Source organism: Afipia sp. Root123D2 (genome assembly GCF_001425835.1).
Classification (GTDB): domain Bacteria; phylum Pseudomonadota; class Alphaproteobacteria; order Rhizobiales; family Xanthobacteraceae; genus Afipia.
The window spans coordinates 38,916-57,181 of record NZ_LMDP01000002.1 but is presented as its reverse complement, the minus strand read 5'-3'; the positions used below and the strand labels follow the sequence as shown (position 1 = coordinate 57,181).

Here is an 18,266-nt window from a genome sequence, read left to right as displayed (position 1 = left end):
TGTATCGGAAGATCCATGAGTGAACAAGACGTCGTAAGACTTGAGAAGCGGGACAGCATCGCCGTTGTCACCATGCTGCGCTCCGCGCGCCGCAATGCGATGGATCAGACGCTTGTCGATGGCGTGAAAGCCACGCTACTGAAACTCGATCGAGATGAGGACGTCTCGGCGATCGTTCTCGTCGGCGCCGCGCCGGGGTTTTCCGCCGGCAGCGACCTTAAGTTCATCAGCGCGCTCGATCTCGAGGCAATGGGCCGCTTTGAGCAGGAATGCGGCGATCTCGGGCGTCTGATCGGCTATCTGAGCAAACCGGTGGTCGCAGCGGTGGAGATGTTCGCGATCGGCGGCGGATTCACGCTTGCGACGTCTTGCGATGTTGTTGTTGCCGGACGCAGCTCGAGCTGGAGCCTGCCGGAAGTGCCGCATGGCTGGCTAACGCCGTGGGGCATCAAGTCGCTGGTCGCGCGCGTCGGTCTGGTCAAGGCGCGGCTCTTGTGTTTCTGCCTCGAGCCTCTCAGTGCCGAAGATGCCCGTGCCATCGGTGTGATCGATTATTGTTGTGATGACGGCGAGGCGCTGACCACCTCGATCGGCATTGCCGAGAAGCTGGCGAAGCTGCCGCGCCCGGCTGTCGCTGCGACCAAGCGCTTCTTCTCGAACTATCTGATGGATGACGCCGAAGCGATGGATTTCGAAGCCAACCGGCTGTTCCTGGATAATTGCCGCGAGCAGGCGGCACAGGTGACGTTCGATAAATTCCGGCAGCGCTGAGCGCTGCAAACCCGATACCACAGACCCCCAAGGAGCGGCCTCATGCTTCTCGACCTCAACGAAGACGAAACTCTGTTAAAAAACGGCTTGGAGCAATTTACGGAAGGGGCGTTGCGGCCGCGGATCAAGCCTTTCGCTGACAAGCACGAATTCCCGACCGATCTGGTCAAGGAATTCCTCGCGCTCGGCTTCATGGGAACGGCTTACGACCCTGATTTCGGCGGTGGCGGGCTTGGCACGCGGGGTGCCGCGATTGTCGCCGAGACGCTGGCGCGCGCGGAGCCCGGCTTTGCCGCGATCTATCTCTGCAACAGTGCGCCGATGACGGTGATTGCCCGTTACGGCTCCGACGATATCAAAAGGAAATGGCTCGAACCGCTTTGCCGCGGCGATTTTATCGCATCGTTCGGGGTAACCGAGCCGAGCGGTGGATCGGATGTCGCCAGCATCAAGATGCGCGCGGTCGAGGACGGCGACTCTTTCGTGCTGTCCGGGTCGAAGGTATTCTCCACCAATGCGGGCACCGCCTTGCACGGGGTATCGACATTCGTTGCAGTGACCGACCCCGAGCTCGGCGCGAAGGGTCTCTCGACGTTTGTGGTACCGGTCGGGACACCGGGATTCACGGTAGGCAAGGCTGGCCGCAAGATCGGTTGGCGTATTGCCGATTCCGTCGAACTGTTCCTCGACAATTGCCGTGTGCCGAAAGCCAACATGGTTGGAAACCGGGGCGAAGGCCTGAAGCAGATTCTGACAACGCTGAGCATCGGCCGTATCCTTGTCGGCGCGACCGGTCTTGGATTGTCGCGCAAGGCGATCGATCTAGCAAAGATTTACGGGGCAAGTCGGAAAGTCGGTGGCATCCCGATCTTCCAGAATCAGGGTCTCACTTTCCCGCTGGCGGATACGTTGACCAATATCCATGCCGCCGAACTGATGATCCGTAACGCCGCGTGCCTGGCCGATGCCGAGCGTCCGTTCCGGCTCGAAACGTCGATGGCGAAACTGTTCGCCACCGAGATGGCGAGCGAGGCAGCGGACATCGCACTGCAGGTGCATGGCGGCTACGGTGCGTTCGAGGAGTTCGAGGTCTCCGGCCTTATTGGCGAGGCGAGGGTGCTGCGCATTCTCGAGGGGACCAGCGAGATCCAGCGGCTGATTATCGGCCGAGAACTGTCGGCGTAACAGCCCCGAAGTTCAGGGAGATACCACGGGGACGCGCACCGGCTCGCTTGCCCGTCCGCACCGCGTGTGGGATACCTTTGATCAGGTTATCTGGTCAGAGAGCTGCGCTCAGGAGTTGGGGCGCCGCGGGAAAGCGGTCATCGATCTTGCGAGCGATGAAGGACAAGGGCCGAGCGACGGGCAGCGCCAGCAAGGCAAAGCCGGCATCTGCACAACCAGGACGCCCGACGCTGGAAGGCGGAGGGGATGCGACGCTGACCGATCTGGCCTATGCCCAGCTCGAGGAAATGATCGTCACGCTGCAATTGCCGCCCGGCGCGGTCTTGTCCGAGCTGGTTCTTTCCAAACGCCTCAATATCGGCCGAACACCCATTCGCGAAGCGCTGCAACGGCTGTCGCGGGATGGCCTCGTCAATATCCTGCCGCGCCGGGGCATCCTCGTTTCCGAGATCAATCTGCGGGTGCAGCTTCGCTTGCTCGAAGTGCGGCGCGAGCTTGAGCGCCTGATGGCGCGTGGCGCCGCCGAGCGGGTAACAGAAGATGAGCGGCAGAAGTTCTTCAGCATCGCCGAGGGAATGCGGGAAGCGGCCGAGCAGGCTGACGACCTTGCCTTCATGCGGTTCGATCAGCAGCTCAATACCTTGATTTCGTCCGCGGCACGGAACGAATTCGCGAGCCGCTCGATGGGCCTGATGCACGGCCTGTCGCGGCGTTTCTGGTACCAGCACTATCGGGAAACGGCGGATCTGCCGCTGGCTGCTCGCCTGCATGCCGAAGTCGCGGAGGCGATTGCGCGTCGCGATCCGGAGAAGGCAGCCGCGGCGTCCGATCGTCTGATCGAGTACATCGAAAGCTTCGCGCGCTCGACGTTGTGATGGCGTCGTCGTTTTAGAACTCGATCACGGTGCGGATCGTTTTACCCTGGCGCAGCAGGTCGAAGCCGTCATTGATGTCGTCCAGCTTGATGCGGTTCGTGATCAATTCATCGAGCTTGAGGCGGCCATCCAGATAGGCCTGCGCGAGCAGTGGGAAATCACGGCGCGGTCGCGCACCGCCGTAGCTCGACCGGCGAAGGTGCTTTTCTCCCATCAGCGATCCCCAGCGAAAGCTGACGTCCTTGGTGACGTCGATCTTGCCGAGCCAAATGACCTGACCACCGGGGCGTACAGCTTCGGTTGTCTGCCGGAAAGCGACCGGATGACCGGCGGATTCGAGAACGACGTCGGCGCCGCGCCCCTTGGTCGCTTGTTTGGCGGCGTCCACCGGATCCTGTGTGCCCGCGTTCACCCCCTGGGTTGCTCCAAGCCGTGCAGCGAGAGCCAGCTTTTTATCATCGAGATCGACCGCGATGATGTTGGCGGCACCGGACATCGCCGCGCCTTGAATTGCCGCTAGCCCGACGGCACCGCAGCCGATCACCATGACAGTGTCGCCGTGGCGGATATCGGCAATGTTGAGTGCGGCACCGACGCCCGTCATCACGCCACACCCGATCAGGCATGAGCGATCGAAGGGAATGTCCTTCGGTACGACGATCGCCTGTTGTGCCGGCAGCACGCAGTATTCGGCGAAGGCGCCGAGAAACATCAGATGGGTCAGCGGCTGGCCGGGCGAAAGAGCCGCCTTCGACTGTCCATCGAAATGGACGCCTTTCGGCCCTTCGCCGAGATAGGTTTCGCACAGGATCGGTTGATCGCGATCGCAGTGAAAGCAGTGGCCGCAATGTGGATTCCACGACAGCACGACATGATCGCCGACGCGGACATCGGTGACGGCGCTTCCGATCTCCTCGACGATCCCCGAGGCCTCGTGGCCGAGGATCATCGGCAGTGGATAGCGCAATGATCCATCGATGACTTCGAGGTCGGTGTGGCAAAGGCTCGCTGCGCGCATCCGCACGACCACGTCGCCTGGCGAGGGCGCAGGCGATGAAACTTGCTCGATAGAGAGGGGCGTGCCGCTTTTGTGGAGGACGGCCGCGCGATACGGCAACGCCATGAGGTCAGGTGCTTTCCGAAGCCGCGAACTGATCGGCCAATTTACGATGGCTTGCTGAGCGCCTGGATCGCATCATCGATATCGCCCGATGTCAGCTCCCACTCGTTGCCGAAGTTGGCGACGACGCGTTCCATGAAAGCCTTGTGCAGGGCTTTGGCCCTGGCTGCATCCTGCAGGCGATCGTAAAGCAGGGCGAACGCCAATTGTGCCGGCTCGCGACCTTCATAACTCCATTCGAAACCGTGTTCGGTGAGCCGAAGCTGGTCGTAGTATGGCGAGAGTGGTTTGTCATCGGCCTGAACGGAAATTCCGTCGATGGTCCGATCACCGATGTAGTGCGTCATGTTGGTCTCCGAGGGCGTTCGGTCGGAAAGGTATGTAAAAGATCAGGAGTGTTGCTTGCTGGTCTTGATGTCTTTCTTCATGACCTCCGGGAATACCCACATGGCCACCGTCGCGAACACGCCGAGAAAGGCGACGGCATAGCTCGGCCCGGTCTGTCCCAGATGTACCATGAAAAAGTAGCCGGCCGCGGCGGTCGCGAGGCAGCCCAGCGAAAGCATGAACTTGATGTGGTGTGGCATTGCAGTCTCCGAGGGATTCGGTGCGGTCAAGGAAACGTCTGATTACGAAAGCATGGATTTGAGTGGCGCCGAGGCAACCGACGCCAGAAGCCCGAGCGCTGCTGCGAGCATCAGCCCGGTCGCTGCCAGTCCGGTTCCGCCATTTCGCCATCGCAACGGGATGGCCTGGAAAAGTTCCGGCAGAAACAGAAACAGGATTCCGGCGACGATCACGAAACTGGTCCAGCGCAATTCGGCGGCAGCGAACAGACATGTTCCCACAAGCAGGATCAGCCACAACACCGTGCTGCCGAGAACGAACGTCGATGATGCGGCAGGAGCGTCGTCGGACCGGTTGCCTAGCGGGTACATGCCTGCAAGCTGAAGGAAGCTGAGGCAGCAAATGCTCCAAAGCACGGCGAACCAGCAGAGGGCTATGGCGTTGGGCTCGATCTGGCTCATGAGGCGGCTCCGTGGAAAAAAGGTCCGGCTGCCGGGGAGGCGACAACCGGACCGTGACGGTTATTCGGCAGGGACGGATGAGGGCGTGACCCGCGGCGTGCGCGAGGTGCGGCGCATGTCCGTTTTCACAAACCGGGTGCTGTAGCCATTGAAGACGTGGCCTAACAGTCCGCGATTAAGATCCGATGTTCCGAAAACATAGTCCATGACCGGGAACGTCAGGTTCATGTTGCGCTCCATCATGATCGACTGGTCGTGGTGCGCGGTGTGATGTCTGCGGATCGTGTTGACGAACGGCATGTTGCGGACAAACCAGTTTTCGTCGACGTGGCAGCAGAAGTGCATGAACTCATAGATCAGGTACATCGAGGTCGTGGTGGTGATGAGAAGCCATCCCACATTGGCGGAGATCAGGTAGCCCGCCACGATCGCCGCCGGGATCGACATGAATGTAAAGACGACGAGGGCGTAGGGCGGAAAGAACGTCACGCGCCAATCGTGATGATCGGCGAACCGCATTTCTTCTTCGGTGAAGAATTGGTGGTGCATCAGCGTATGCCGGCTATAGACGGCGCGAAGCAGCGGTACGTTGGACGGGCGATGCATCACATAGCGATGGACAGCCCACTCGAAGAAATTGGCGACCATGAAAATCGCGGGAATGGTCAGCCACTCCCTCCAGCGCACGTCATGAACGTTCGCGGTGTAAACATACAGCGCCGTGAATCCGATCGTGTAGATCAGCGCGACATGAAGCCAGCCGTTGTACCAGCCGGCCACGCGCTCACGGTAGTTCGCCCGATATTTACGCTGTCGTTCGGTCATTGGCGTCTGGGACAATTCCATGGTGCCCTCCTGTCTCATGCGTTGCGTCAATCTAACATATTAGTGACATATTAATAGACGGAGCGCTCGAACGCAAGCCTTGGAAGCGGGCGTAAACGGATATAATGGCTGCGATGGTTCCGTTCGCGCGGGCCGGGAACGAACGGGGCGAGCGGGGCGGACTGGAATGATAAAGGGCGCGTTGGCTCTGCTGGTGCAGGGGGGCGGCGAGAACTGGCTGCCGCATTTGTGGAAGGAGCGTTTCCTAGACGTTTGCGCCGGCAGGCCGATCGTATTGTTGCCTGACGAAGCAGTCGATCCGGGCGAGGTTCACTATGCTGCGGTATGGAAGCCGCCGGCCGGCGCCCTCGCGGCATTCCCGCATCTGCGCGCGATTTTCAATCTGGGCGCGGGGGTGGATGCGCTACTTGCCGACCGCACGTTGCCAAAGGTGCCTGTCGTCCGGGTGTCGGTCGATGATCTGACCAAGCGGATGACTGAATATGTCGTCCTTCACGTGCTGATGCATCATCGGCAGCAGCTCTATTTGTGGAACTGCCAGCGTCAGGGCTTATGGGAACCGCGCGCTCAGTGGGCGGCGGGCGCAATCCGGGTCGGAATTCTCGGGCTTGGCACGCTCGGCCTCGATGCGGCATCAGCGTTGCGCCGGCTTGGGTTTCAGGTCGCGGGCTGGAGCAAGAGCCCGAAAGACATCCACGGCGTCGAGAGTTTTCATGGGCCGGATGGTCTGGAGCCATTCCTCAAGCGAACGAACATTCTGGTGTGTCTGCTTCCTCTCACACCGGACACGCGGCATGTCCTGAACCGGCGCGTGTTCGCGTTGCTCGATCATAGCAGCCCGCTCGGCGCGCCGGTGTTGATCAATGCCGGGCGCGGCGGCCTTCAGGTCGAAGCCGATATTCTCGCGTGCCTGAACGACGGGACGCTCGGCACCGTCACGCTCGATGTATTTGAAACCGAACCGCTGCCTGCGGACAGCCCGCTGTGGCACCATCCCGGAGTGATCATAACGCCCCACAATGCGGCGGATACCGATCCGGAGGAAATATCCAGATATGTCGCGCGCCAGATCGCGCGGTTCGAGGCTGGAGAGGCGCTGGATAACGTCATCGATCTTGCGCGCGGCTATTGATGCGCGCGGAAATCTAGATTCGTTCCAGTCTCGAACGTCTCTAGATTGCATCGCATGATCTTGTGAGAACGAAGGTTGATCGCCTAGCTTTGCGGCGAACAGCAACCAGAGTGCGATGCCTCATATCTACGAGCGAATCTTCGAGAACTACCAGATTGTCGACAGCCAGGATCGCCCGATCGAGGACACGCTGTCTCGTTGTGCGCAGTGGCTCGAAACGCCGGGTTGCGTCTTCCAGCGCAATGACTTCCACATGCCAAGCGATCTCAGGAGTACCGGCGTCATGAAGCCGGGCCTTTTCCTGTCGGTTGTGCTCGCGGGAGGAGGCGAGGGCGGACCGTGCGACGGATCGGTCAAGCTCCGCTATTCCGAGAACCAGATGGTGATCATGGCGATCCGCGAGCCGACACCGTGCGGCGGAGATGCCAAACGCGGAACGTACATACGGGCGGCTGGCCTTGCCTTTCCTCGCGCGTCGATCGACCGGCTGGGGTTGGGCACGGCCTTCAATGATCTGTTCGACGTTTCCGGTCGCTCGACGATCTTCGCTGCGCTACGGGCACCGCCACGCATTCAGGCAATTGCAGGCGAGATGTTGTCGCCATCCATCGAGGGCCGGGAAGGTCACCTGCTACTTTGCGCGCAGGCGACGGAAATTCTCGCGCGATCGATCTTCGCGTTGCAGCGTCATGTTAGCATCGATACTCCGGTCGATCAAAGGCGGGCGCTTTTGCAGACCGTGAAGGATGTGATCGACTCCGATCTGCGGTATCCCTGGAGCATTGCCGAACTGGCGCGGCGAGCGGGATCAAGCCGCAGATCGTTCAATATGCGATTCCGCGCCGCCTATGGTATGACCGCGATCGACTATCTTCGGGCAAGCCGGCTCGACTTGGCCCGTGAGGCGCTGGTTCATCAGCAAATGTCGGTGGCGGAAGCGGCGTATCATGTCGGCTATTCCAGCCCGGCCAATTTTGCGACCGCGTTCCGTAAGCGTTTTGGCATCGCGCCGAGCTGATGTCGCGGTTAGGCCACCGCAAAATTTAGAGTCGATCCAGATTTAAAGCCGATGGCGAGCGAGCAGCCGCAGGCTTGCGTCAACTCGCCACAACTAAGGCGTTTCTAGCTCCAGCTTCGAAGCCCTCAACGCAAGATCAAAGATATTTTGCGCAATCGCAAAGGCGGCTCCGACTCAAATCTGCTTTCTCCGCAAACACATGAGTGTGACGACGGGGATTCTATAATGACGAGGCGGGGGCTTTCGAGTTGGACTTTGCGCGGTGCGATGAACGCGGCACTTGGCGCGGCAGCTTTCGTTGGCTGTTCTCAGGCGGCGCCATCCGCCGCCCAAACAATACCATCGGTAGAGCAGGCAGCTCCGCTTCCCGAAGTCCGGGTGACGGCGCGTCGCCGTCCGGCCGCGCGGCCCGCCCGTGTGAGCCTGGCCCCACAGGTTGCGCCGAATCCCGCGTCGCAGGAAACCGAAAGTGCGCTTGGCCCGGTTCGCGGCTACACGGCGAGCCGGAGTGCGACCGCCAGCAAGGCCGACACCCCGATTCTCGAAACGCCCCAGTCAATCTCGGTCGTGACCCAGGACCAGATCGCAGCCCAGGGCGCGCAGAGCGTTCAGGAGGCACTGCAATACACACCTGGCGTGTCGCTGCAGAGCTATGGTGCCAATGCGTTCTTTGATGGGTTCAAGATCCGCGGCTTCAACGCTGTGAGCTATCTTGACGGTCTGCGTCTGCCGGCCGACAGCACGACGTTCGCGATACCGAAGATCGAGACTTATGGTCTTGAGCGGCTCGAGGTTCTGAGGGGGCCTTCCTCCGGTCTTTATGGTCAGACCGAGCCTGGCGGTTTGATCAACATGGTCAGCAAACGTCCGACGGCAACGCCTCACTACGATGTCGAGGGCGTGTTCGGTTCGTTCAATCGTATCCAGGGTGCATTCGACATCGGCGGTCCGATCGACAAGAACGGCGAGTACCTCTATCGCATTGTCGGCCTTGGGCGGCAGAGTGACACGCAAACCGACTTCATGCAGGACAACAAGCTTTTCATCGCGCCGAGTTTCACTTGGCGGCCGACCAACGACACCAGCTTCACGATCCTGTCTCAGTACCAGAAGATCGACAACAAGGGCTATCAGCAGTATGTGCCCGGAAACGTGTCGTTCCTCCCCAATCCGAACGGACGTGTTCCGTACAGTCGCTACATCGGCGAGCCAAATCTGGACGGATACAAGCTGGAGCAGGCCTCGATCGGCTATGCATTCGAGCATCGTTTCGACAACAATCTCCAGTTCCGGCAGAACGTCCGCTACATGGAGGTGACTAACGATCTTCAGAGCGTCCGCTCCGAAGGCATGTTTTCTACGACCTTTCCTCCGACCCCTGCCTCGACCAGCAACTCTCTGGTGGCGCGTACGTATAACTACGTGAAGGCAGAATCGCAGAACCTCGCCATCGATAATCAGCTTCAGGCCGATTTTCGAACCGGTCCGCTGACCCACAAGGTTCTTGTCGGCCTTGATTACCTCGATCAGACCGGACACGTGGACTACCGAAGCGCAGGCATTCTGCCGATCAATGCTTTCAATCCGGTTTATGGCGCTCCGGTCCCGTCCTTTGATTCTTTGTCGTCGTTCATTCTGAATGACTCGAACATCAATCAGGTCGGCCTCTATGTGCAGGACCAGATCAAGCTCGACCGCTGGACACTGTCGCTGACGGGCAGGCAGGATTTCGTTAATACCCGGCTCGTTAGTAAATCCCCAGCGTGGTACCCTCTTCCGGGGACATATCAGCGCAGCGATTCCGCGCAGACCGGACGCGTAGGCCTGAACTATCTGTTTGACAGCGGCCTATCGCCTTATGCGAACTACTCGACCTCGTTCGTGCCGAATACCGGCGCTGGCGTTGACCAGAAACCTTTCAAGCCTACGACGGGTGAAGGCAAGGAGGTCGGCATCAAGTACATGCCGGTTGGCACCAACCTGATGTTCACGGCCGCGCTGTTTGAAATCACTCAGAACGACGTTGTCGTTGCCGATCCGAGCATTCCGCTCCCGTTCACGGGTCTGATCATGACACAGACCGATCAGGCGCGCGTGCGCGGCTTCGAATTCGAGGCCAAGGGCAACGTCGCGCGTGAGCTGGAGATTGCTGCTGGTTACACGCACATGGATCCAAAAGTTACCAAGAGCGTCGCGGGTTATGCCGGCAACAACCTGCAGGCCGTTCCAGAAGATCAAGCCTCGTTGTGGGCGAAGTACACCTGGTACGATGGGCCACTCGCAGGCTTGGGTCTCGGTGCCGCAGTCCGCTACGTCGGTGAGAGTTACGGCGATGCGTTCAACACCTTCGTCATCCCGGCTTACACACTGGTCGATGCGAGCGTCAGCTATGATCTTGCCTATGCGCGCGCCGATCTGAAGGGCTGGAAGGCGCAGGTCAACGTCACCAATCTGACGGATCGCTATTATGTGGCCTCTTGTTTGACGGGGCTGGCCTATTGCGGCCTGGGTACGGGGCGCACGGTGTTGGGAACCTTGAAGTATAGCTGGAAGTAAGGAGAGGCGGTTTGGCGTCGGGAACTGCATCACTGCGGCGATGGGGATGGGTGCATAAATGGTCCAGCATCATTTGCACCGTCTTCATGCTGATGCTTTGCATCACCGGTCTGCCGCTGATCTTTCATCACGAGATCGACCATCTTCTTCATGAGGAGGTCGAGGCCGCGGTCGTTCCTCCGGGAACGCCGCCCGCCAGCCTGGATGACGTGGTTGCGAGTACGCTGAAGCATGAGTCCGGTCAGGTCGCTCATTTTCTGATCTGGGACGACGATGATCCGAACTCGCTGATGGTGAGCATCGGCAAGACCATCAACGCCGATCCGTCCACCAACCGGATCGTGCGGATCGATGCGCACACGGCTGCCTATCTCGACGCACCGGATGTCACCAAGCGCTTCACCTACATCATGCTCAAGCTGCATACCGATATGTTTGCGGGATTGCCGGGCAAGCTGTTTCTCGGATTCATGGGCATTCTGTTCTGCGTTGCGATCATTTCGGGAATCTTCATTTATGCGCCGTCGATGCGGAAGCTGAAATTCGGCACGTACCGTCGCGAGCGGCGCCGTGTGGTGCGCTGGCTCGATATCCATAACTTGACCGGCATTTTGCTGGTGATCTGGATGCTGGTGGTCGGCTTCACCGGCGTGATCAATACGTGGGCGGATCTTGTCATCAAGGTCTGGCAATTTGGCCAGCTCGCCGAGATGACCGCGCAGTATAAGGACAAGCCGCTGTCGGCGAACCCGACATCCATCGAAGCCGCGGTGCGCACCGCCCGGCAGGCCGAGCCGGATATGAAGCCCGCTTTCGTCGCATTTCCCGGAACTATCTTCAGTAGCAAGACTCATTACGCAGTCTTCATGCGCGGCAACATGCCACTGACGGCCAAGCTGCTCAAGCCGGCTTTGATTGATGCGGAAACCGGGAAGCTGACCGATAGCCGGCCTTTGCCATGGTACGTCGCCACGCTTCTGGTGTCGCAGCCGCTGCATTTCGGCGACTATGGCGGAATGCCACTCAAGATTATCTGGGCAGTTCTCGATATCATCACCATCGTGATACTTATCACTGGTCTTTATCTGTGGCTACGACGCCGCAAGTCCGGTGTCAGCATTGAGCGGGCAGTCGCGGGGTCAGCCGGCCCTGCGGAGCAACCGGTGTTCACATCATGACGGCACGTTCTCGGCGCCAGACGATGAGACAGATTTTTGCCGCTCCGGCGGTCATCGGTGGTCTTAGCGTTGTTGGATTGATCTCGGCCCTCGTCGGCGACGGTGTATGGGATGGTCTGTCGTGGCTGACGCTGGGTGTGCCTGTCGCGCTGTGCGCCTTTTTCACCTTGCGCCCCAGGCGCTGACAGATCGCAACGACACGTTAAGCGACTGCGCGCTCTGCTGCGTACTGACGGCGGTGTGCTGATCTGCTCACCTCCAGTCCGCAAGTCTGGTCTCGTTTCAATTTTCGTTGTTGCCGAAATCAAGCGAGCGTCTCAAGTGGGCGTGCGCAATCGAGCACGTGTTCCTGTCCGCAACGTCGGCGGTGGGATTTTCACGGATATGCAAATGCATCCATCCACGTGGTAACTCTGGATTTTTGATGACTGCTCTTTCATGGTCCAATGACAAGGGCATGCGTCAGGTTCGCCTGTGCGATTGAGCATCCGGGCGGTTTCGGCCGCCGGCTTGCATGCCGAATCGACATTCTGATCAAAACAGGAAGCTGGCGCGTGACCGAAAGACGAAACCTTCCGCTGGACGGCGTAACGGTCATCGATCTGGGGCAAGTCTATCAGGGCCCGTACGCTACATTCCTGATGGCGAAAGCTGGCGCCAACGTTATCAAGGTCGAGCCGCTTGGCGGCGAGCCGATCCGGCAGCGTGTTCATGTCAGCAAGGGTGCGGCAGTTCCGTTCGCCATGCTGAATGCGAACAAACGCGCTATCACCCTCAATCTCAAAAGCGACCGCGGTCGTGAAATCCTCAAGCAACTGACCGCTAACGCGGACGTTCTGCTGGAGAATTATGCGCCCGGAGTGATGGACAAGCTTGGCGTCGGCTGGCCTGTTCTGAACGAACTCAATCCTCGTCTGATCTACGCATCGGGCTCCGGCTACGGCTTGTCCGGTCCGGACCGCGATAATCTCGCGATGGATATCACGGTTCAGGCCGCGTCCGGCATGATGAGCGTGACGGGATTTCCGGACGGTCCGCCGGTCAAGGCCGGTCCTGCCGTGGTCGATTTTCTCAGCGGCGTTCATCTCTATGCCGGCATCATGACGGCGCTTTATGAGCGGACTTTCACCGGTAAGGGCCGGCTGGTCGAAGTCGCGATGCAGGAAGCGGTCTATCCCGCGCTGGCATCGAACCTCGCCTTTGTTTACGACAAGGGAATCGCGCCGCCGCGCACCGGAAACCGCCACGGCGGTCTCGCCGCTGCTCCATATAATGTCTACCCGGCATCGGACGGCTACATCGCGATTATCGGCATCAATGAAGGCCATTGGAACAATCTTCTTGGGGCGATCGGACGCAAGGATCTGATCGGTGACGAGCGTTTTTCGAGCCGGCCGGCGCGCGTCAAGAATATCGAAGAGACCGATGAACTGATCTCCGAATGGACGCGGCGCCACACCAAGACGCAAGCATTCGATACGTTTCGCAAGCACAAGGTGCCGTCAGCGCCGGTGCGCGATCTGATCGAAGTGACCAACGACAAGCACATGCATGAGCGCGGGATGCTCGAATGGATCGACCATCCGCAGTTCGGCAGAATCGTTGTGCCGAATAGCCCGCTGCGGCTGCACGGGGCCGATCCGGTGGAGAGAATGCCCTCACCACGCCTGGGTCAGCATAATCATGAAATTCTCGGACAGATGTTGAACGTCGATCAGGCGGAGATCGATCGGCTCGAGGCAGAGGGCGTGATCGGAAAGCCGGAGGTATAAACCGGTAAGTCGCAAAAAAGGAAAAACCGTGGAAAGCGAGAATATCGTTATCGAGACGGCTGAGCGCATCTTCGCCGATCTCGCAGACTCCCAGACCATCATCAACGCGAAGAACGATGACTGGAAGGTTCCGGCCTGGCAGGCAGTTGAAGGTGCGGGACTGACGCTGACGTGGGTTCCCGAGGCGCAAGGCGGCGCGGGCGCGGGAGTGGATGACGGGTTTAGTGTGTTGCGCGCGGCTGGTCGCGCCGCACTTTCCGTGCCGCTGGCCGAGACAATGCTGGCCGGATGGTTGCTGGCACGGAGTGGAATTTCGTCGCCTTCCGGAACGATGAGTGTAGCGCCTGCGCATCCGCATGATCGCATTACGATCGACAAATCGGGCCTCCTTAACGGCGTTGCGCGAAAGGTGCCGTTTGCGCGCGACGGGGCGCATCTGGCGGTCATCGCTGAAGGCTCCGATGGGGCGAAGATCGCGCTCGTCGATACAAAATCGTGCCAGATATTGCATGGCGAGAACCTCGCAGGAGAGGCAACCGACACGGTGAAGTTTGCCGGCGTCAAACCGCTGTCGGTCAAGAATGCACCGGCCGGGTTCGCTGCGAATTCTCTGCTTTTGATGGGAGCGGCGGTGCGCGCCCAGCAGATCGCCGGTGCACTGGAAACCATGCTGGCCATTTCGGTGCGTTATTCGACCGAGCGGATTGCGTTCGAAAAGCAGATATCCAAATTTCAGGCGGTCCAGCACAATCTGGCGCGGTTGGGTGGTGAGACGGCGGCGGCCGTCGCCGCGGCATGTTCCGCGGCCGACACTGTGGCTGCTGGAAGCCTGAGCGATGACGTCGGTATGCTGGAAATCGCAGCGGCAAAAATCCGCTGCAGCGAAGCCGCGGAAAGCGGAGCGGGGATTGCCCATCAGGTTCATGGCGCGATCGGCTTCACCGATGAACATATCCTGCATCGGCTGACCTTGCGTGCGCTGGCCTGGCGCGATGACTTCGGCAACGAGAGCTACTGGAGCGTCAAGCTTGGGGAGTTCGTGGCATCACGCGGCGCTGATGAATTGTGGCCGCTGGTCGCATCCCGTTAATCAGAAATCAGGAGCAGGCCATGACCGTCGCCCTTCGTTTCGATCCGATCCGCTTGCCGCCGCACTGTCAGGAATTGCGCACCGAGGTTCGGGCATTTCTCGCCGATGAAGTGGCGAAAGGCACTTTCAATCCGCAAAATCCAAAAGCCGATCCCGCAAGCGCCGATGCTTTCAGCCGGCGCGTCGGCGAGCGCGGCTGGATCGGTATGACATGGCCGAAGAAGTACGGCGGTCAGGAACGAAGCTTTCTCGAGCGTTATGTTGTCACGGAAGAGATGCGCGTCGCCAATGCGCCGACACGCCGCTTCTTCGTCGCAGACCGCCAGAGCGGGCCGACGCTCATTCGCTATGCCAACGAAAGCATCAAGCAGAACCTCCTTCCGCGTATGGTTCGCGGCGAAGTAGGATTTTGCATCGGAATGAGTGAGCCGGGCTCGGGATCGGATCTGTTCGCGGCGAAAACGAAGGCGACCAAGATCGATGGCGGCTGGCTGATCAACGGCACCAAGATCTGGACCAGCAACGCGCATCAGTCGGACTACATGATCGGCCTGTTCCGCACGTCGGCGCCGACCAAGGAAAACCGCCGTCACGGGCTGACATCGTTTCTCGTCGACATGAAGACGCCGGGCATCAAGTGCAATCTGATCGGGCAGATGAGTGGCCAGAAGGAATTCAACGAGGTCGTCTTCGACAACGTGCTGATCCCTGATGACCATGTCATCGGTGAGATCGACGGCGCCTGGAAGCAGGCCACCAGCGAGCTTGCGTATGAGCGCAGCGGCCCTGAACGATTTCTTGAAACTTACGGTGCGTTGAGCGAACTGGTGCGCGCCATCGGCTCGAATCCGGATACTCGGGCAGCGGAAGGCATCGGCCGGCTGGTTGCGCAACTTCATACGTTGCGGCGCATGTCGGTGTCTGTTGCCGGAATGCTCGAGGCCGGCAAGGAGCCGGTGGTCGAGGCTGCGATCGTCAAGGATCTCGGCACGATCTGGGAACAGGCGCTGCCGCATCGCTCTCGTGAACTCGCTGCGTTCCTGTCGCCGGACTCGACCAATCACGAAACGCTTGAAAACAGGCTGGCGTTCTATCTCAAGATTGCGCCGAAACTGACGATCCAGGGCGGTACGACCGAGGTTTTGCGCGGCATCATCGCCCGCGGTCTCGGCCTGCGCTGATACTCTCTTACCGGAACATAAAAATGACCAGTACCGATCTTCACGTCTCGACCGCGGGCCACGTCGCCACCATCGAAATCCGGCGGCCGCCGCTGAATTTTTTCGATCTCGATCTTATCCGCCGCATTGCGGATGAGCTGGATCGTATCGACGCCGACGACAATTGCCGCGCCGTCGTTCTTTGCGCGGATGGCAAGGCATTCTGCGCGGGAGCAAATTTCAATACGTCCGCACAGGAAGCAACAAAGGATTCAAAGCGCAGGAATTCCGGCGAACTCTACGTCGAAGCAGTCCGGATTTTCCGGAACAAGAAGCCGATCGTCGCCGCTGTCCATGGCGCCGCGATCGGCGGTGGCTTCGGCCTTGCCATGTCGGCGGATTTTCGCGTCACATGCCCGGAAGCGCGTTTTGCCGCGAACTTCACGCGGCTTGGCTTTCATCCGGGGTTCGGCCTGACGGTGACATTGCCGGAGGTTGTTGGCCAGACCAACGCGGCACTGATGTTCTACACCAGCCGTCGCGTAACCGGAGAAGATGCCTTCAAGATGGGTCTTGCCAGCGTTCTCGTTTCGCAGGATCAGGTGAGAGCGGCTGCTCTCAAGCTGGCTTCCGAGATAGCGGAGAATGCGCCGCTGGCACTGGTGTCAACGCGGGCGACCATGCGGGCCGGGCTGGCGGATCGGGTCAAGGCCGCAACCGACCATGAACTCGATGAGCAAAGCTGGCTGCGCGAAACCGCCGACTTCAAGGAAGGCGTGAAGGCAACTGCAGAGCGGCGGGTGCCGAATTTCGCTGGGCGTTGAGAGCCTGGCCCGCGCCGGCCGCTCGTGTCAGCGGCCGGTGAAGTTGGGTTTTCGCTTTTCCACGTAGTGGGCGACGCCTTCCTTGTAGTCTTCAGTGCCGCGGCATTTGGCGATTTCGTCCTCGGACAGCCGCGTTGCCTCGGCGAGATTCTGAAACGGCGCCAGTGTCAGTTGCTGCTTGATGACGCCCATGGCACGGGGCGACGACAGGTTGGCAAGATCGGATGCGATGGCCTGGACAGCGGCAAGGAATCCGTCCGCCGGAAGAACGCGGACAAGACCCATGCGATCCGCCTCCTCAGCCGGCACTGTTCGGGCCGAGAGCAGCAGGTCGGCGGCATTCATCGGTCCGATCAGGCGCGGCAGCATCCAGGCGCTGCCATGTTCGGCAATAAGGCCACGCCGGGCAAAAGCGGTCGAGAGTTTGCTGCCCGCCGCCATGTAGCGCAGGTCGCAATACAGCGAAATGCACAAGCCGACACCGGCAACCGCGCCGTTGATTGCTGCCACGATCGGTTTGGGCACAGCGAGCAGGTAGCTGTAGCGCTGGTCGAGATTGCCGGTCGCCGGTTCGCGTGTGGACGATGTGACCTTGCCGCTGGAACCAGCTGCCAGGTTTCCCATCTCCGCGCCGACGCAGAAGCCGCGCCCTGCGCCGGTGACAACAATGGCGCGAATATTGTCGTCTTTTGCGGCGCTCTCGATCGTCTGACGGAACAAGGCTTCCATGGACGGTGTCCAGGCGTTCATCCGGTCCGGCCGGTTGAGGGTAATTGTGGCAACGCGGTTGGATGTCTCGATCAGGATTTCTTGCAGCTCAGCCATGCGGTACTCCATTGATGATCGACCTAGCAAACACTGGCTTTTGCTGAAATAAATTCCAGTAGTGAGAAGTTGCTTTCACATCCATGAAAGGGGTGGTGAAGTGTCGGCGCAAGACAGCGTCATCAAAACAGCGCGGCGCATCTTCGAAGTGCTCGAGTATTTCGACGAGGTTCAGCAGCCAATCAGCTTGAAGGATATGTCGATCCACTTCGGCTATCCGGTATCGAGTGCGTCGGCTCTTCTGAAGAGTATGGTCGTGATGGGGTATCTCGACTACGACAGTTACTCGCGGACCTACATGCCGACGATGCGGATCGCCACACTCGGAAACTGGGTGCAGGGCGCGTTATTCGGTGAGGGCCGGATTCTCGCGCTCATGAAGCACATGAGCGAAATCACCAAGGAAACGATCAGCGTCGGCACGCAGAGCGATCTGTTCGCCCAGTACATCCATATTGTCCCATCACAATATGCCATCCGCTTTCATCTGAAGCCGGGAACCGTTCGTCCGCTTGCGCGCTCCGGTCTCGGCTGGCTTCTGTTGAGTGCGCGCACCGACGAAATGATCGATCGACTACTGCGGCGTATCAATATCGAAGAAGAGCCGGCCGACCGGATCGCGCTGCCGGACCTGATGGCGCGGGTGCGCGAAGTCCGCGAGCAAGGATATGTATTTTCCCGCCACACGGTCACTGCGGGCGCAGGCGTGATCGGCATGCTGTTGCCGATACGGCGTCATGGCCGGATTCTTGCGATCGGTGTCGGTGGTCCAGTCGATCGGCTCGAAGAAAAGCAAGACCAGATACTGACGGAACTGCGCGCCGGTATCGCGAAGTTCGTTGATCGCGGCGAATAGCCCCAGGACGATTTTCACAAGTATGGAAGT

Annotated in this window: 19 protein-coding genes; 13 read left to right on the top strand and 6 right to left on the bottom strand. The window is 59.8% G+C overall.

Going from position 1 to position 18,266, the window contains the following annotated elements; all coding sequences use genetic code 11:
- Positions 1-15 precede the first annotated feature (15 nt).
- The 3 genes from ASC80_RS09465 (at position 16) to ASC80_RS09455 (ending at position 2,831) form a co-directional block, all read left to right on the top strand.
- Complete coding sequence (locus ASC80_RS09465) at positions 16-771, top strand: enoyl-CoA hydratase/isomerase family protein (RefSeq protein WP_056296005.1); 756 nt, start codon at positions 16-18, stop codon at positions 769-771.
- 42 nt (positions 772-813) lie between these two features.
- Positions 814-1,956, top strand: coding sequence for an acyl-CoA dehydrogenase family protein (locus ASC80_RS09460; protein WP_056296003.1), 1,143 nt, complete (start codon positions 814-816; stop codon positions 1,954-1,956).
- Between the two features lie 155 nt (positions 1,957-2,111).
- Positions 2,112-2,831, top strand: a complete 720-nt coding sequence (locus tag ASC80_RS09455; protein ID WP_056296001.1) for a GntR family transcriptional regulator — start codon at positions 2,112-2,114, stop codon at positions 2,829-2,831.
- 13 nt (positions 2,832-2,844) lie between these two features.
- Here the strand turns inward: ASC80_RS09455 and ASC80_RS09450 are convergent, their stop codons facing one another.
- Genes ASC80_RS09450 through ASC80_RS09430 form a run of 5 tightly spaced genes read right to left on the bottom strand, consistent with a single transcriptional unit; the run spans position 2,845 to position 5,825 of the window.
- On the bottom strand, positions 2,845-3,954 hold the full coding sequence (locus tag ASC80_RS09450; protein WP_056295998.1) for a Zn-dependent alcohol dehydrogenase: 1,110 nt from the start codon (positions 3,952-3,954) through the stop codon (positions 2,845-2,847).
- A gap of 41 nt (positions 3,955-3,995) precedes the next feature.
- Entirely contained in the window at positions 3,996-4,298 is a 303-nt protein-coding gene (locus ASC80_RS09445) for a DUF6166 domain-containing protein (RefSeq protein ID WP_056295995.1), read from the bottom strand.
- A 42-nt stretch (positions 4,299-4,340) separates the two neighbouring features.
- Positions 4,341-4,538: a hypothetical protein gene (locus tag ASC80_RS09440; RefSeq protein WP_056295993.1), complete on the bottom strand. Its 198-nt coding sequence runs from the start codon at positions 4,536-4,538 to the stop codon at positions 4,341-4,343.
- A 42-nt stretch (positions 4,539-4,580) separates the two neighbouring features.
- Positions 4,581-4,979 carry a hypothetical protein gene (locus ASC80_RS09435; RefSeq protein WP_156464336.1) on the bottom strand — a complete coding sequence of 133 codons (399 nt, stop codon included), beginning with the start codon at positions 4,977-4,979 and terminating at the stop codon, positions 4,581-4,583.
- Between the two features lie 60 nt (positions 4,980-5,039).
- Positions 5,040-5,825 (bottom strand): sterol desaturase family protein, encoded by a 786-nt coding sequence (locus ASC80_RS09430; RefSeq protein ID WP_056295988.1) that lies wholly within the window; start codon positions 5,823-5,825, stop codon positions 5,040-5,042.
- Positions 5,826-5,991: 166 nt separating this feature from the next.
- On the opposite strand from ASC80_RS09430, the gene ASC80_RS09425 reads away from it, so the two are divergent.
- The 9 genes from ASC80_RS09425 (at position 5,992) to ASC80_RS09385 (ending at position 16,555) form a co-directional block, all read left to right on the top strand.
- On the top strand, positions 5,992-6,957 hold the full coding sequence (locus tag ASC80_RS09425; RefSeq protein ID WP_056295985.1) for a 2-hydroxyacid dehydrogenase: 966 nt from the start codon (positions 5,992-5,994) through the stop codon (positions 6,955-6,957).
- Positions 6,958-7,072: 115 nt separating this feature from the next.
- Complete coding sequence (locus tag ASC80_RS09420; protein WP_056295983.1) at positions 7,073-7,975, top strand: helix-turn-helix transcriptional regulator; 903 nt, start codon at positions 7,073-7,075, stop codon at positions 7,973-7,975.
- A gap of 417 nt (positions 7,976-8,392) precedes the next feature.
- Positions 8,393-10,531, top strand: coding sequence for a TonB-dependent siderophore receptor (locus tag ASC80_RS09415; RefSeq protein ID WP_244487235.1), 2,139 nt, complete (start codon positions 8,393-8,395; stop codon positions 10,529-10,531).
- A 50-nt stretch (positions 10,532-10,581) separates the two neighbouring features.
- A complete protein-coding gene (locus ASC80_RS09410) occupies positions 10,582-11,709 on the top strand; it encodes a PepSY-associated TM helix domain-containing protein (protein ID WP_056295978.1) in 1,128 nt (375 codons plus the stop codon).
- A 23-nt stretch (positions 11,710-11,732) separates the two neighbouring features.
- A complete protein-coding gene (locus tag ASC80_RS09405) occupies positions 11,733-11,894 on the top strand; it encodes a hypothetical protein (protein WP_244487234.1) in 162 nt (53 codons plus the stop codon).
- Positions 11,895-12,263: 369 nt separating this feature from the next.
- Complete coding sequence (locus tag ASC80_RS09400; protein ID WP_056298620.1) at positions 12,264-13,481, top strand: CaiB/BaiF CoA transferase family protein; 1,218 nt, start codon at positions 12,264-12,266, stop codon at positions 13,479-13,481.
- 28 nt (positions 13,482-13,509) lie between these two features.
- Positions 13,510-14,571: an acyl-CoA dehydrogenase family protein gene (locus ASC80_RS09395; RefSeq protein ID WP_056295973.1), complete on the top strand. Its 1,062-nt coding sequence runs from the start codon at positions 13,510-13,512 to the stop codon at positions 14,569-14,571.
- Positions 14,572-14,591: 20 nt separating this feature from the next.
- Positions 14,592-15,752 (top strand): acyl-CoA dehydrogenase family protein, encoded by a 1,161-nt coding sequence (locus ASC80_RS09390; protein ID WP_056295969.1) that lies wholly within the window; start codon positions 14,592-14,594, stop codon positions 15,750-15,752.
- Positions 15,753-15,775: 23 nt separating this feature from the next.
- Positions 15,776-16,555 (top strand): enoyl-CoA hydratase/isomerase family protein, encoded by a 780-nt coding sequence (locus ASC80_RS09385; RefSeq protein WP_056295962.1) that lies wholly within the window; start codon positions 15,776-15,778, stop codon positions 16,553-16,555.
- Between the two features lie 27 nt (positions 16,556-16,582).
- Here ASC80_RS09385 and ASC80_RS09380 read toward each other — a convergent pair whose 3' ends face one another.
- Positions 16,583-17,380, bottom strand: coding sequence for an enoyl-CoA hydratase-related protein (locus ASC80_RS09380; RefSeq protein ID WP_056295960.1), 798 nt, complete (start codon positions 17,378-17,380; stop codon positions 16,583-16,585).
- A gap of 100 nt (positions 17,381-17,480) precedes the next feature.
- On the opposite strand from ASC80_RS09380, the gene ASC80_RS09375 reads away from it, so the two are divergent.
- Positions 17,481-18,236, top strand: a complete 756-nt coding sequence (locus tag ASC80_RS09375) for an IclR family transcriptional regulator (RefSeq protein WP_056295958.1) — start codon at positions 17,481-17,483, stop codon at positions 18,234-18,236.
- Positions 18,237-18,266: the final 30 nt, after the last annotated feature.